The 12,485-nt window shown below is 71.4% G+C and carries 11 protein-coding genes; 4 read left to right on the top strand and 7 right to left on the bottom strand.

Going from position 1 to position 12,485, the window contains the following annotated elements; genetic code table 11:
- Positions 1-259 precede the first annotated feature (259 nt).
- The 3 genes from CTZ28_RS17865 to tamR all read left to right on the top strand — a co-directional run bounded on the left by CTZ28_RS17865 (position 260) and on the right by tamR (position 2,525).
- Positions 260-1,267 carry an acyl-CoA desaturase gene (locus CTZ28_RS17865; RefSeq protein ID WP_121890421.1) on the top strand — a complete coding sequence of 336 codons (1,008 nt, stop codon included), beginning with the start codon at positions 260-262 and terminating at the stop codon, positions 1,265-1,267.
- On the top strand, positions 1,264-1,938 hold the full coding sequence (locus CTZ28_RS17860; protein ID WP_121890420.1) for a TetR/AcrR family transcriptional regulator: 675 nt from the start codon (positions 1,264-1,266) through the stop codon (positions 1,936-1,938). The genes CTZ28_RS17865 and CTZ28_RS17860 overlap by 4 nt, the downstream gene beginning before the upstream one ends.
- Before the next feature lie 89 nt (positions 1,939-2,027).
- Positions 2,028-2,525 (top strand): MarR family transcriptional regulator TamR, encoded by a 498-nt coding sequence (gene tamR / locus CTZ28_RS17855; RefSeq protein WP_121890419.1) that lies wholly within the window; start codon positions 2,028-2,030, stop codon positions 2,523-2,525.
- A gap of 185 nt (positions 2,526-2,710) precedes the next feature.
- Here the strand turns inward: tamR and CTZ28_RS17850 are convergent, their stop codons facing one another.
- The gene (locus CTZ28_RS17850; RefSeq protein WP_121890418.1) at positions 2,711-3,484 is read right to left on the bottom strand and encodes a LuxR C-terminal-related transcriptional regulator; all 774 of its coding nucleotides are present in this window, start codon (positions 3,482-3,484) and stop codon (positions 2,711-2,713) included.
- A gap of 272 nt (positions 3,485-3,756) precedes the next feature.
- Between CTZ28_RS17850 and CTZ28_RS17845 the strand changes: the two genes are divergently transcribed.
- A complete protein-coding gene (locus tag CTZ28_RS17845) occupies positions 3,757-4,200 on the top strand; it encodes a GNAT family N-acetyltransferase (RefSeq protein WP_121890591.1) in 444 nt (147 codons plus the stop codon).
- Positions 4,201-4,210: 10 nt separating this feature from the next.
- Here the strand turns inward: CTZ28_RS17845 and galK are convergent, their stop codons facing one another.
- The 6 genes from galK to CTZ28_RS17815 form a co-directional block, all read right to left on the bottom strand.
- A complete protein-coding gene (gene galK, locus CTZ28_RS17840) occupies positions 4,211-5,374 on the bottom strand; it encodes a galactokinase (protein WP_121890417.1) in 1,164 nt (387 codons plus the stop codon).
- Positions 5,374-6,342, bottom strand: coding sequence for a UDP-glucose 4-epimerase GalE (galE, locus tag CTZ28_RS17835; RefSeq protein ID WP_121890416.1), 969 nt, complete (start codon positions 6,340-6,342; stop codon positions 5,374-5,376). Before galE ends, galK begins: the two co-directional genes overlap by 1 nt.
- The gene (gene galT, locus CTZ28_RS17830; protein ID WP_121890415.1) at positions 6,339-7,400 is read right to left on the bottom strand and encodes a galactose-1-phosphate uridylyltransferase; all 1,062 of its coding nucleotides are present in this window, start codon (positions 7,398-7,400) and stop codon (positions 6,339-6,341) included. The genes galE and galT overlap by 4 nt, the downstream gene beginning before the upstream one ends.
- A gap of 125 nt (positions 7,401-7,525) precedes the next feature.
- On the bottom strand, positions 7,526-8,215 hold the full coding sequence (locus tag CTZ28_RS17825) for a helix-turn-helix transcriptional regulator (RefSeq protein WP_121890414.1): 690 nt from the start codon (positions 8,213-8,215) through the stop codon (positions 7,526-7,528).
- A 251-nt stretch (positions 8,216-8,466) separates the two neighbouring features.
- On the bottom strand, positions 8,467-10,329 hold the full coding sequence (locus CTZ28_RS17820; RefSeq protein WP_121890413.1) for an outer membrane protein assembly factor BamB family protein: 1,863 nt from the start codon (positions 10,327-10,329) through the stop codon (positions 8,467-8,469).
- A 101-nt stretch (positions 10,330-10,430) separates the two neighbouring features.
- Positions 10,431-12,224, bottom strand: a complete 1,794-nt coding sequence (locus CTZ28_RS17815; protein ID WP_121890412.1) for an outer membrane protein assembly factor BamB family protein — start codon at positions 12,222-12,224, stop codon at positions 10,431-10,433.
- Positions 12,225-12,485 lie beyond the last annotated feature (261 nt).

The raw sequence follows: 12,485 nt of genomic DNA, 5'->3' as shown, positions 1-12,485 counted from the left end.
GGTAGTCCGCCGTATGCGGCGGGTGCCGCATACGGGCGGGACAGCCGGGAAGAAATCAGAGCGGACCGCGCTGTCCGACCGATTCCAAGGATAGGTGTCCATGCGGACGCGCAGGCTTTTGGGCTCTTGCCGCCGCATGCGGCGCTGCCATACTTACGACGCCGTAGGTTACGGAACCGTAGGGAGGCCCACCCGGTGTCCCGTCGGCTCCGGCGGCCCGTTACCCCTCCGCTACCCTCGACCCCACAGGGGACGCCCCATGACCACCCGTTCCGATGTGATCGACGACGCCCAGAAGGCCTCCGACTCCCCCTTGCCGTCCGCCACGCTGGGTGGCGAGCAGAAGCGTTCGATCGAGCAGATCACGCTGCTGCTGTTCATCACTGTCCCGTTCCTCGCGCTGGTCGCCGCGGTGCCGCTGGCCTGGGGCTGGGGGGTCAGCTGGCTGGACCTCGGCCTGCTGGTCTTCTTCTACTTCCTCGGCTGCCATGGCATCACGATCGGTTTCCACCGTTATTTCACGCATGGTTCGTTCAAGGCGAAGCGGCCGCTGCGGATCGCCCTGGCGATCATGGGGTCGCTTGCGGTCGAGGGTCCCCTGGTGCGCTGGGTGGCCGATCACCGCAAGCACCACAAGTTCTCGGACGCGGACGGTGACCCGCATTCTCCGTGGCGTTACGGGGAGACCGTGCCCGCCCTGATCAAGGGCCTGTGGTGGGCCCATATCGGCTGGATGTTCGACGAGGAGCAGACGCCGCAGGACAAGTACGCGCCGGATCTGATCAAGGACGGGGCGATCCGTGCGATCTCCCGCCAGTTCATTCTGTGGACGCTGGTGTCGCTGCTGCTGCCCCCGCTGATCGGCGGCCTGGTCACGATGTCCTGGTGGGGCGCGTGCACGGCGTTCTTCTGGGGGTCCCTGGTCCGGGTGGCGCTGCTGCACCACGTGACCTGGTCGATCAACTCGATCTGCCACGCCGTCGGCAAGCGGCCCTTCAAGTCGCGGGACCGCTCGGGCAATGTGTGGTGGCTTGCGGTCCTGTCGTGCGGCGAGTCCTGGCACAACCTGCACCACGCCGACCCGACCTCGGCGCGGCACGGTGTGGAGCGGGGTCAGGTGGACTCCTCGGCGCGGATCATCCGCTGGTTCGAGCTGCTCGGCTGGGCGTACGACGTGCGCTGGCCGTCACGCTCACGTATCGATTCGCGCCGCAACACCGGGGAAGAAGGCTCCCGGCGCGGGACGGAGACCGCGAAGACGGCATGATTGACGCCGTGGCGACCGACTCCAGCACCCCCAGTCCCGAGAAGCCGCGGCGAGCGCGTCGCACCCGTATGACCGGTGCCGAGCGCCGCCAGCAGCTGCTGGAGATCGGTCGCACCCTCTTCGCGGCGAAAGGCTTCGAAGGCACGTCGGTGGAGGAGATCGCGGCGAAGGCCGGGGTGTCCAAGCCGGTGGTCTACGAGCACTTCGGCGGCAAGGAGGGGCTGTACGCGGTGGTGGTCGACCGTGAGATGCGCCGGCTGCTGGACATGGTCACCGGCTCGCTGACGGCCGGCCATCCGCGTGAGCTGTGCGAGCAGGCGGCCTTCGCGCTCCTGGACTACATCGAGGAGTACACGGACGGCTTCCGGATCCTGGTCCGTGACTCCCCCATCCCGCAGTCGACGGGCTCCTTCGCGTCTCTCATCTCGGACATCGCCACCCAGGTGGAGGACATCCTGGGCCGCGAGTTCAAGAGCCGCGGTTTTGATCCGAAGCTGGCTCCGTTGTACGCCCAGGCCCTGGTCGGCATGGTCGCGCTGACCGGCCAGTGGTGGCTTGACGTGCGCCGGCCGAAGAAGGCCGAGGTGGCCGCGCACCTGGTGAACCTGGCGTGGCACGGCCTGGACGGCCTGGAGCAGAAGCCGCGCCTGATCGGGCACCGCAAGTCCTAGACCTGTGGCTTCCTCGTGGGATATACCTTGACGTCAAGACACTTGGCCTCAAGAGACTTCATGTCGACACAACCACTACACTGATCGCCATGGAGGACGAGGTCGATCGGCTGGTCGCAGCATGGCGCCGGGAGCGCCCGGACCTCGACGTGGAACCGCTTGAGGTGCTGAGCCGGGTGAGCAGGCTGGCCCGGCACCTGGACCGGGCACGCCGGCTGGCGTTCGCCGAGCATCATCTGGAGCCCTGGGAGTTCGACGTTCTGACCGCGCTCAGGCGGGCGGGCACGCCCTATCAGCTCTCCCCCGGGCAGCTGCTCACCCAGACCCTGGTCACCTCGGGCACGATGACCAACCGCATCGACCGGCTGACCAAGAAGGGCCTGGTCGAGCGGCTGCCCGACCCCAGCGACCGGCGCGGCGTGCTGGTCCGCCTCACCCAGGAGGGCCAGGACCGCGCGGACCAGGCGCTGGCGGGCCTGCTGGAGCAGGAGCGGGCGATCCTCGCGGAGCTCTCCCGCGCCCAGCGCACCGAACTGGCCGCACTGCTACGCCAGTTGACCGCCCCGTTCGACAACATCCCCGGCTGAGCGCTCCGCTGGAACTGCCGCGATGTACCGTCGGTCGTCCGCGGCACCGCGTGGCCGGTCGCTCCCCCAAGTTCTCGGCTTCGCTCGAACAGGGGGGACCCCCATCGCGGCGGAGCCGCATGTGGATACAGCCCCGCGCCCCTTCGGGGCGCTGCCGAACCGCAGCGGACTTCACCGGACCTGGTTCAGGCGCTGTTGGTCTCCTCCGGCCTGAGCCGCCCGGCAGGCTCCAGGTCGGCCGGCCCCACTCCCGCCCGGCGGGCCAGGGCCACGGCGGCGAGGGTGGAGTGGACGCCCAGCTTGCCGAGCACGTTCTGCATGTGGGTGCGCACGGTGTGCGGGGACAGGAACAGCCGCTCGGCGACCGCCTTGCGGCCGAGCCCGGCGACCATGCAGCGCAGCACCTCCCGCTCCCGCGGGGTGAGCGACTCGACCAGCCGCTCGCTCTCGGTGCGGTGCTTGCGGGCTGCGGTCAGTTCCCGCAGCACACCGGTGAGCAGCGCGGGCGGCAGATGCGTCTCGTCGCGCAGGACGCCCCGGATGACGTTGAGCAGCCGGGACAGCGAGCAGTCCTTGGCGACCCAGCCGGAGGCGCCGGCCTGGAGCGCGAGGGCGGCGCGGCGCGGGTCGTCCCGTTCGGCGAGGACCACGGTCCGTACGCCGGGGTGTGCCGAACGGACGCCCGCGACCAGCGAGATCCCGTCCACCAGCCCCTCTTCGTTGCTCGCCTGCACCGGCACCGCCGGCCGGGCGCCGGGCAGCCGGCCGCCCAGGTCGGCGTCGACGAGCAGCACGTCATAGCGGCGGCCCTCGCCGGCCGCCCGCTCCAGGCAGCGCAGCGCCGCCGGACCGCTGCCGGCCGCGGAGACCTCCACGTCCGGCTCGGCGGCCAGGGCGGCGGCGAGCGACTCGGCGAAGATGCGGTGGTCGTCCACGACCAGGACTCGGATGCGAACCATGAAACCCCCTTCCCCACGCTCTCGAAGAGCAGGGGACACCCCAAGGTCAGAAGAGCGGCGACCTGGTGGGTACGACGCTGTGGTCGGCGGGACCGGCCGCACGGCCGCCGCCGTGCAGTCACTGCTACCCCCGCCGCGGGCGTCGTACCCGCCCGTCTCGCCCCCTGATCAGCACCGGCCCCCACCGGTGCCGCTCATCAGCGTACGGCCGGGTGCCGTCGGCGGAAGGTGATGTGCAGAACTGGCCGCCCGACGCGTTTATGGTGTGCCGCATGTTTCGTATTGAGGCAGAAGTCGACAAGGCCCGACGCGATCTGCTCCGTTCCCGGCTGCGGGAGACCAATACGGCGGCGTCCCCCGTCCTGGCCGCCCTGAGCGGCACCCCCGGCGCACGCGAAGTGCCCCTCCACGTCTGGGCGCTGGACGCCTCGGGCCGACTGGCCGGCGGACTGGTCGGCCACACCTGGGCGGGCTGGCTGCATGTGACCTACCTCTGGGTCGACGCCCGGCACCGCGGGGCGGGCCTCGGCGGGCGTCTGCTCGGGGAGGCCGAGCGGCTGGCCGGCCAGGACCGGGGCTGCCGGGCCGCCCGTGTGGAGACCTGGGACTTCCAGGCGCCGGAGTTCTACCGCAAGCAGGGCTACGAGGTGGTGTGCGTGATCCCCGACTATCCGCCGGGGATCACCGAGTACACCCTGACCAGGCGACTGGGCTGACCCGGGCCGGTCACACCAGCCGGCGGGCGCCCGCCGCGGGCACCGCCTCGAAGGTGCGCGGGGCCGTGAAGTCCGCCGCGGCGAACGCGGCCTCGACCGCCTTGGTGATCGCGTCGATGCCGCTCGCCTCGGCCAGGACGATCGCCGAGCCGCCGAAGCCGCCGCCGGTCATCCGCGCGCCCAGCGCGCCCGCCTCGAGGGCCGTGTCGACCACCAGGTCCAGTTCGGGGCAGGAGATACGGAAGTCGTCCCGCAGGGAGGCGTGGCCCTCGGTCAGGACCGGGCCGATGGCGCGGGTGTCGCCGGACTCCAGCAGGGACACGACCCGCTCCACCCGCTCGTCCTCGGTGACGACGTGGCGCACCAGCCGGCGCACCTCCTCCTCGTCGCCGAGCCGGGCCAGCGCGGCGTCGAGCCCGTCGTACGGCACGTCCCGCAGCGCGTCCACGCCCAGCAGGGCCGCGCCCTTCTCGCAGCCGGCCCGCCGCTTGCCGTACTCGCCGTCGCTGTGGGCGTGCTTGACCCGGGTGTCGACGACCAGCAGGCGCATGCCCTCGGCGGCCAGGTCGAAGGGGATCTGGCGCTGGGACAGGTCACGGGTGTCGAGGAACAGGGCGTGGCCCTCGACGCAGCACGCGGCGGCGGTCTGGTCCATGATGCCGGTGGGCGCGCCGACGTAGACGTTCTCAGCGCGCTGGCACAGCCGGGCCAGCTGCCAGCGCTGGAGGCCGAGCCCGTACAGGTCGTTCAGGGCGAGCGCGACCACGACCTCCAGGGCGGCCGACGACGACAGGCCGGCGCCCGTCGGGACCGTCGAGGCCAGGTGGATGTCGGCGCCGGTCACCGGGTGGCCCGCCGCGCGCAGGGCCCAGACCACGCCCGCGGGGTACGCCGTCCAGTTCCGGTCGGACTCCGGGGCCAGCGCGGTGAGCGGGAGTTCCACCACCCCGTCCGCGCCGGCCGTGGTGTTCGCCGAGTGCAGCCGCAGCACGCCGTCGGTGCGGCGCGAGACGGCCGCGACGGTCGTGTGCGGCAGCGCGAACGGCATCACGAAGCCGTCGTTGTAATCGGTGTGCTCGCCGATCAGGTTGACCCGGCCGGGCGCCGACCAGACGCCCTCGGGCTCGGCTCCGTACAGCCCGACGAAGCCGTCCCGCACCTGCTGTGCCCCCACTACCGCTCCTCCGCGATGCTCTGCGCGAACTCCCATGCGTCCGCGACGATCCCCGCGAGGTCCGCGCGGGACGGGTTCCAGCCCAGCTTCTCGTGTGCCGTCCGGGCCGAGGCCACCAGCACCGCCGGGTCGCCGCCGCGGCGCGGGGCGGCGACCTCCGGGACGGGGTGGCCGGTGACCCGGCGGACGGTCTCGATGACCTCGCGCACCGAGAAGCCGTTGCCGTTGCCGAGGTTGCAGATCAGGTGCTCGCCCGGGGCGGCGGCCCGCAGCGCCAGCAGATGGGCCTCGGCCAGGTCGGCGACGTGGATGTAGTCGCGGATGCAGGTGCCGTCCGGGGTCGGGTAGTCGTCGCCGTACACCGAGATGGCGTCGCGCCTGCCCTGGGCGACCTGGAGCACGAGGGGGATCAGATGCGACTCGGGGTCGTGCCGCTCGCCGTGGGCGCCGTACGCGCCGGCCACGTTGAAGTAGCGCAGGGAGACGGCGCCGAGGCCGTGGGCCGCCGCCTCGCCCGTGATCATGTGGTCGACGGCGAGCTTGGTGGCGCCGTAGGGGCTGGTCGGCTTCGTCGGCGCGGTCTCGACGATCGGGACCTCCTCCGGCTCGCCGTAGGTGGCGGCCGTGGAGGAGAAGACCAGCCTGCGCACGCCCGCCTCGCGCATGGCGCCGAGCAGCGCCATGGTGCCGCCGACGTTGTTGTCCCAGTACTTCTCGGGCCGCACGACCGACTCACCGACCTGGGAGGAGGCGGCGAAGTGCAGGACGCCGTCGTAGGACGCGTCGAGCCACTTGGCGGCGTCGCGGATGTCCCCCTCGACGAAGGCGGCCCCGGCGGGGACGCCCTCGCGGAAGCCGGTGGAGAGGTTGTCGAGGACGGTGACCTCGTGACCGGCCTCCAGCAGATGCCGGGCCACCACGCTGCCGACGTAGCCCGCGCCCCCGGTGACCAGATACTTGCCGCTCATGAACTCGCTACCTCTCGCAGTCGCTCGGCCGCGCGCTCCGGCGGGACGTCGTTGATGAACACGCTCATGCCCGACTCGGAGCCCGCGAGGAACTTCAGCTTGCCCGATGTCCGGCGGATGGTGAAAAGCTCCAGGTGGAGCGCGAAGTCGTCACGCGTCACACCGTCGAACTCGTCCAGCGCGCCGAACGGGGCCTGGTGCCAGGCCGCGATGTAGGGCGTCCGGGGCTCACCCTCGCCGAAGATCCGGTCGAATCGCTTCAAGAGTTCCAGATAAACCTGGGGGAACTCTGTGCGGGCCGCCTCGTCGAGGCCGAGCAGATCGGGTACCCGGCGCTTCGGGTACAGGTGGACCTCGTACGGCCAGTGCGCCGCGTACGGCACGAAGGCCGCCCAGTGGTCACTCTCCAGGACGACCCGTGCACCGGCGAGTTCACGCTCCAGGACGGCGTCGAAGAGGTTCTCGCCGCCGGTCGCCTCCTTGTGTGCCGCCAGGGAACGCAGCATCAGCGCGGTGCGCGGGGTGGTGAACGGGTAGGCGTAGATCTGGCCGTGCGGGTGCCCGAGCGTCACGCCGATCTCCGCGCCGCGGTTCTCGAAGCAGAACACCTGCTCCACGGCGGGCAGATGGGACAGCTCCGAGGTCCGGTCGGTCCACGCGTCCAGGACGAGCCTGGCCTGGTCCTCGCTCAGGTCCGCGAAGGAGGCGTCGTGGTCCGAGGTGAAGCAGACGACCTCGCAGCGGCCGGAGTCGCCGGCCAGTGACGGGAAGCGGTTCTCGAAGACGACGGCGTCGTAGGAGGAGTCGGGGATCTCGCTCAGCCGGTCGCCTTGCGTAGGGCACAGCGGGCACTCGTCGGCGGGCGGGTGGTAGGTGCGGCCCTGGCGGTGCGAGGCGACGGCGACGGCGTCGCCGAGCAGCGGGTCGTGGCGGATCTCGGAGGTCGTCACGGTCCGGTCGAGCGGCCGGCGGTCCACCGCGCTGCGCACCGTGTCGTCCCGCAGGTCGTAGTAGATCAGCTCACGACCGTCGGCCAACCGGGTCGAGGTCTTCTTCACGCCGGACTCCTCTATGCCCACACCCAATCACTCAACACAATCAAACATAACAGACCACAACTCGACAACAGTCGGCGGCGTGGGCTCCGGCAGGGTCACCGCGCCGAACTCTGTGGACAGAACCGTCAGGGCTTGGGGTCCGGGGGTGATGGGGGGGTCGCGCGGTCCAGGAGGCCGGTGCGGGCCGCCAGGGCCGCGGCCTCCAGCCGGGAGCCCACGCCCAGTTTCATCAGCACCCGCTGGACATGCGTCCGCGCGGTCGACGGGGCGATGCCCATGCCGGCGGCGATCAGCCGGGTGTCCTCGCCGTCCGCGACCCGGACCAGCACCTCCACCTCGCGCGGGGTGAGCATCTGCAGCAGCCGCTGGCCCTCGTCATCGGGCTGGGCGGCGGGATTGAGCAGCTCACCGAAGGCGCCCTGCAGCAGCTGCGGGGCGACGGCCGCCTCCCCCGCCCGGGCCTTCATGATCGCCCGCTCGACGCCCTCGATCCGCTCGTCGTGCCGCACGTACCCGGACGCGCCCGCAGCGAAGGCCGCGGCGATCCCGCGCGGCGACGGCACGGGGCCCAGGACCACGACCGCGACCTGCGGCCTCTCCCGCTTGATCTTCACCACCGGGTCGAAGTTCCCCGGCTCGGCCGGCGCCGCCGTACCCAGCAGGCACACCTCGGGCGCGCGGCTGATCACCAGATCGGCCGCGCCCACGGCCGGCGCCGCCGCGGCGAGCACCCGGTGCCCGCGCAGCTTGAGTGCCGAGGCCAGCGCCTCGGCGAGCAATCGGTGGTCGTCGACCACCATGAGCCGCACTCCCATGGAGCAACCCCCCAGTCCCCCCTGTGGAGCCCCCACTATGGATGCCCACCGGTCCGCATGGACAGAGGGCTCCCCGGCGCCTCGCCCTTCATGCCCCCGGAAGCTACACGCTTGTTCGACATCGCGCTGCCCCTACTGATGAGAAGTGTCCCGGATCGGAGGAATCTCTTGCTTTCCCGGCATTCGAGCGGTACGCGCGCGGCCCCGCCCCCGAGCTGGGGCGGGGCCGTCGGGCCGGGGTGCTGCGGCGCTCAGCCGCCCGTGCCGAACGCGACCGCCAGGTACTCCTTGCCGTACGCGGTGTTGACCTTGTGGGCGAACACCGACGACATGTACAGGCGGCCCTGCGCGTAGCGGATCTCCGCGTAGTCCGGCAGCATGCTGGTCTCCGCGTCGCGCACCGCCTTGGTGGCCGGGTTCTCCAGCAGCTTGGTCTCCTTGAAGGAGCGGCCGTCGATGCTGACGATCTGGCCGCCCTTGTCGTACGGCGGGCGCTTGTACGCGATCAGGTTGGCGCCGTCCATGCGCAGCGGGGAGATGGTGTAGCCGTCGCCGGCGTCCGCGCGCTGGCCGGTCTGCTTGCCGGTGGCCAGGTCGAACGCGATGATCTCGTTGGTCTTGCTGTACTGCCCGCTGCCGTCGTGCTCCTCGGTCGGCACGAAGAGCTTGCCGCCGCCGACGGCGATCTGCCGGCAGTACTCGATCCGGGAGATGCCGTCGCAGCGGCCGGCGTAGTCCTCGCCCGGCGCCGAGATCTTGGCGCGCAGCTTGCCGGTCTTGTTGTCGATGGAGAAGTAGTCGGAGATGCCGCTGCCGTCACCGGCGCTGTCGCCGACGTCGGCGGCCACCACCAGCGGGTCGGTCGAGACGATCGCCGCGTACTCGATGCCCGCGGTCATCTTGTACTCGGAGATCACCTTCCCGGACTTCGGATCGATGGTCTGGATGTGCAGCTGACGGCTGTCGTAGCCGCCGCACTTGCGGACCGCGACCAGCTTGGCGCCGCCGCCGTACCCGGCGTCGTAGCAGGTGTCGGTCGGCTTCGGCTGCCACAGCAGCTTGCCGGAGATGTCGAAGGCGGCGCCGCCGCTGGTGCTGCCGACCGCGACCGTGTTCTGGGCGATGGTGACGTTGTCGAAGTTGATCGGGCGGTCACCGGAGTTGACCGTCTTCGTCCAGAGCTTGGTCCCCGCGTCGAGGTCGATCAGCGCCAGCTGGCTGCACCCCTCGGAAGAGCCCTTCTTCGGCATCCGCGGCTGGAAGACGACCGCGGTCATATGGTCCGGGGTGATGTGGTCGGTGGCCTGGCACACCGGGCCGGGCAGCTTGACCGTCCACAGCTTGGCGCCCTTGGCGGGGTCGTAGCCGACGATCTCGGCGATGCCGCTCTTGGCGTACACCTTGTCGGTGAGCCAGGAACCGGAGGTGACGACCGTGTCGTCGGTCGTGGGCAGCGGGACCTGGAAGAGGACCTTGGACGCGGTGTCGGCGGGCACCTTCTCCTTGCCCCCGGTGGAGCCGCCGCCGGACTCGCCCTTGGCGTCCTTGCCGCCGGTGCCGCCGCTGGAACCGGCCGTGTCCTTCTTCGCGGAGTCGTCGCCGGACGACCTCGCGTACACCAGACCGCCGACGACGATCAGCGCGATGGCGACCACCGCCGACACGATGATGATCAGCGGCGCCTTGGACTTCGCCGGGCCGCCGGGCGGTCCGGGCTGCGGTTGCAGCGGCATACCGGGCTGGCCGGGGTGACCGGGGTAGCCGTAACCGGGCTGCTGGCCGTACGCGGTGGGCTGGGCGTACGGGTTGGGCTGCTGGCCGGGGTAGCCGTAACCGGGCGGCGGCGGCTGGGGCACGCCCTGCGGGTACTGGGGTGCCTGCGGTGCCTGGGGGTAGCCGTAGCCGGGCGGCGGGGGCGGCGGAGTGTGGGGGGCCTGCGGCGGCTGCTGCGGATGGCCCGGTCCCTGCTCCGGGGCCTTGCCGAAGGCCGGCGGGGTCGCGGGCGGGCCCTGCGGGGCCTGTGGGGTCGGCGGCACCGCGGGCGGCTGGTCCTGCGGCGGTCCGAAACCGCCCTGCTGGGGCGGCTGGTGGGGCGGGGGCGGCGGCTGGGTCATGACGGATGCACCTCGGAGAAACGCTCGAAGACGACGGCGAAGGGGACGGCGAGGGGAATGCGGGCGGTCCGGCGCCGCGGTGCGCGCCGGACCGCACGGGCTCACTTGCCGAAGGCGAGCATCAGCTTCTCCTTCGAGTCGTCGTTGCCGGTGAGCCGGGTGGAGGAGATGTAGAACCTGCCGTCGACCCAGTCGACGGCACCGTCGAAGAAGCTGTTCTCGATGGTCGCGGTGGACTGCGGGTTCTGCAGCAGCTTGACCGGCTTGTGGGCGGCGCCCGCGGTCGGGATCGACACGACCTGGCCGCCCGCGTCGTACGACGGCTGGACGTACGCGACCAGCCGGCCGCCCTCGGCCCTGAGCGGCGCCATCGACTCGTCCGCGGGGGACTTGACGCGCCACTTCTCCTTGCCGTCGGCGAGGCCGATCGCGACGATCTCGTTGGCGCCGCTCGTGGCGTCGGTGGGCAGGTAGAGCGTGTCGGCGTCGGCGACGACGCCGGTGCAGCCCTGGAGGTCACGCGCGAGGATCGCCCAGCCGCAGTGGGGGGCGAACTTCTCGTCGACCTTGACCTCCGAGCGGAAACCGCCGCTGCCGGTGAAGGTGGAGATGTTCCAGGCCTTCTTGTCCTCGTTGGTCAGGTAGACCACGAGCGGGTCGACGGAGTAGGCGCGCGCGACCTTCCAGCCCTTCTTGACCGGCTGGGTCCACTTGACCTTGCCGGTGGCCGGGTCGAGTTCCTGGATCTCGTCGTGCTCGTCGCTGCCGGTGGCGTCGCAGGAGGCCACGGAGATCAGCCGGCTCGCGCCGCCCGCGAACGCGGTCGGGAAGCAGGCGTTGCCGTACTTGGTCTTGTCGTACAGCTTCCGGCCGCTGTCCATGTCGTACGCCGTGCCGGACTGCGAACGGCCCACCATCAGCGTCTTGCCGCTGAGGGTCAGTTCGACGCTGATGGCACTGTCGAACAGCGCGCCGTCGGCGACCGTGCCGGTCCAGCCCTTCTTGCCGGTGTCGAGGTCGATCACCTGGAGCTGGTTGCACTTGGCGCGGTCGCTCGAGCCGCTCATGTACGCCACGACGACCTTGTCGTCGGCCGTCTTCTGCGGGGTGACCGCGCAGATCTTCTGCGGGAAGTCGATCGGGTCCCAAGAGGGCTTGCCGTCGGCCACGCCGTAGGCGAAGACCTGCTTGTACGCGGCCTTCACCGCCGTCTTACCGGTGATCCACATGCCGGGCGCGTCGGCACCGGAACCGGGCGCGTCGGGCGCCGACTTGTACCAGAGCACCCGGGACTCACCGGGCTGACGGCCCTCGTTGAGGTTCTCCGGGTCCGAGCGGCCGTCACCGCTGCCGTCACCGGGGTCGACCGGGTCACCGGAGGTGGCGGCCGAGGGCTTGGCGTCGTCGGACTTCCCGGCGACCGGCTTCTTCCCGCCGTCGTCACCGCTGACCGCGTACACGGTGGCGCCGATGACGACCAGCGCCGCCGCCGCGCCGCCGACGATCAGCGCGGTCTTCTTCCGGGAGGAGCCGCCGGGCGGCGGGGTGCCGGGCGCGCCCGGGTACTGCGGCTGCTGCGGATAGCCGTAGCCGGGCTGCTGTCCGTACGGCCCCGGCTGCTGCGGCTGTCCGTAGGGGCCGGGCTGTCCATAGGGACCCGGCTGGGCGTACGGGCCGGTCTGCTGCGGAGTGCCGTAACCCGGCTGCTGCGGCGGCGGAGGCGGCGCCTGGGGCGGCTGTGCGGGCGGCGGCGGTGCACCCGGGGTGCCCGGGGCGGGGCCGAAACCGCCCTGCGCGGGCGGGGTCTGCGGGGCCCCGAATCCGCCGCCCTGCGGCGGTTGGCCTTGTGGTGCTCCGAAACCGCCGTGCGGCGGCTGGTCGGGCGGCTGAGTCATCAGCGCTCTTCCCCCTCGTTCACTGATTTTTAGCCACGCCCTGAGGTTCGCGATGGACCCAAGGTCGCTCTCAGATGGTTCTCAGACGGCCCTTTCTATCACCCAGCACCCCATACGGACTTGGCCGGATCCACCGCTGTTCCCAAGGGAGGACCGGCCCGTGATGCCGCCGTTACGCGCCTTCACGCCCCCTTCACGCCGCACTCGCGAGTGTCTCGCGCCCGGCGCGTGCGCCGCGTGCGCGCTCCGCCGGGCGCCCGA

It is taken from the genome of Streptomyces shenzhenensis, from assembly GCF_003688995.1.
GTDB classification, from domain to species: domain Bacteria; phylum Actinomycetota; class Actinomycetes; order Streptomycetales; family Streptomycetaceae; genus Streptomyces; species Streptomyces shenzhenensis_A.
This window is presented reverse-complemented; position numbering and strand designations above follow the sequence as displayed.

Bases quoted from the DNA above. Each gene is read 5' to 3' on its own strand.
- CTZ28_RS17850 (WP_121890418.1), bottom strand. From the start codon at position 3,484: ATGGTTCGCATCCGAGTCCTGGTCGTGGACGACCACCGCATCTTCGCC.
- CTZ28_RS17815 (WP_121890412.1), bottom strand. From the start codon at position 12,224: ATGACTCAGCCGCCCGACCAGCCGCCGCACGGCGGTTTCGGAGCACCA.
- CTZ28_RS17825 (WP_121890414.1), bottom strand. From the start codon at position 8,215: ATGGGAGTGCGGCTCATGGTGGTCGACGACCACCGATTGCTCGCCGAG.
- CTZ28_RS17865 (WP_121890421.1), top strand. From the start codon at position 260: ATGACCACCCGTTCCGATGTGATCGACGACGCCCAGAAGGCCTCCGAC.
- tamR (WP_121890419.1), top strand. From the start codon at position 2,028: ATGGAGGACGAGGTCGATCGGCTGGTCGCAGCATGGCGCCGGGAGCGC.
- CTZ28_RS17820 (WP_121890413.1), bottom strand. From the start codon at position 10,329: ATGACCCAGCCGCCGCCCCCGCCCCACCAGCCGCCCCAGCAGGGCGGT.
- galE (WP_121890416.1), bottom strand. From the start codon at position 6,342: ATGAGCGGCAAGTATCTGGTCACCGGGGGCGCGGGCTACGTCGGCAGC.
- CTZ28_RS17845 (WP_121890591.1), top strand. From the start codon at position 3,757: ATGTTTCGTATTGAGGCAGAAGTCGACAAGGCCCGACGCGATCTGCTC.
- CTZ28_RS17860 (WP_121890420.1), top strand. From the start codon at position 1,264: ATGATTGACGCCGTGGCGACCGACTCCAGCACCCCCAGTCCCGAGAAG.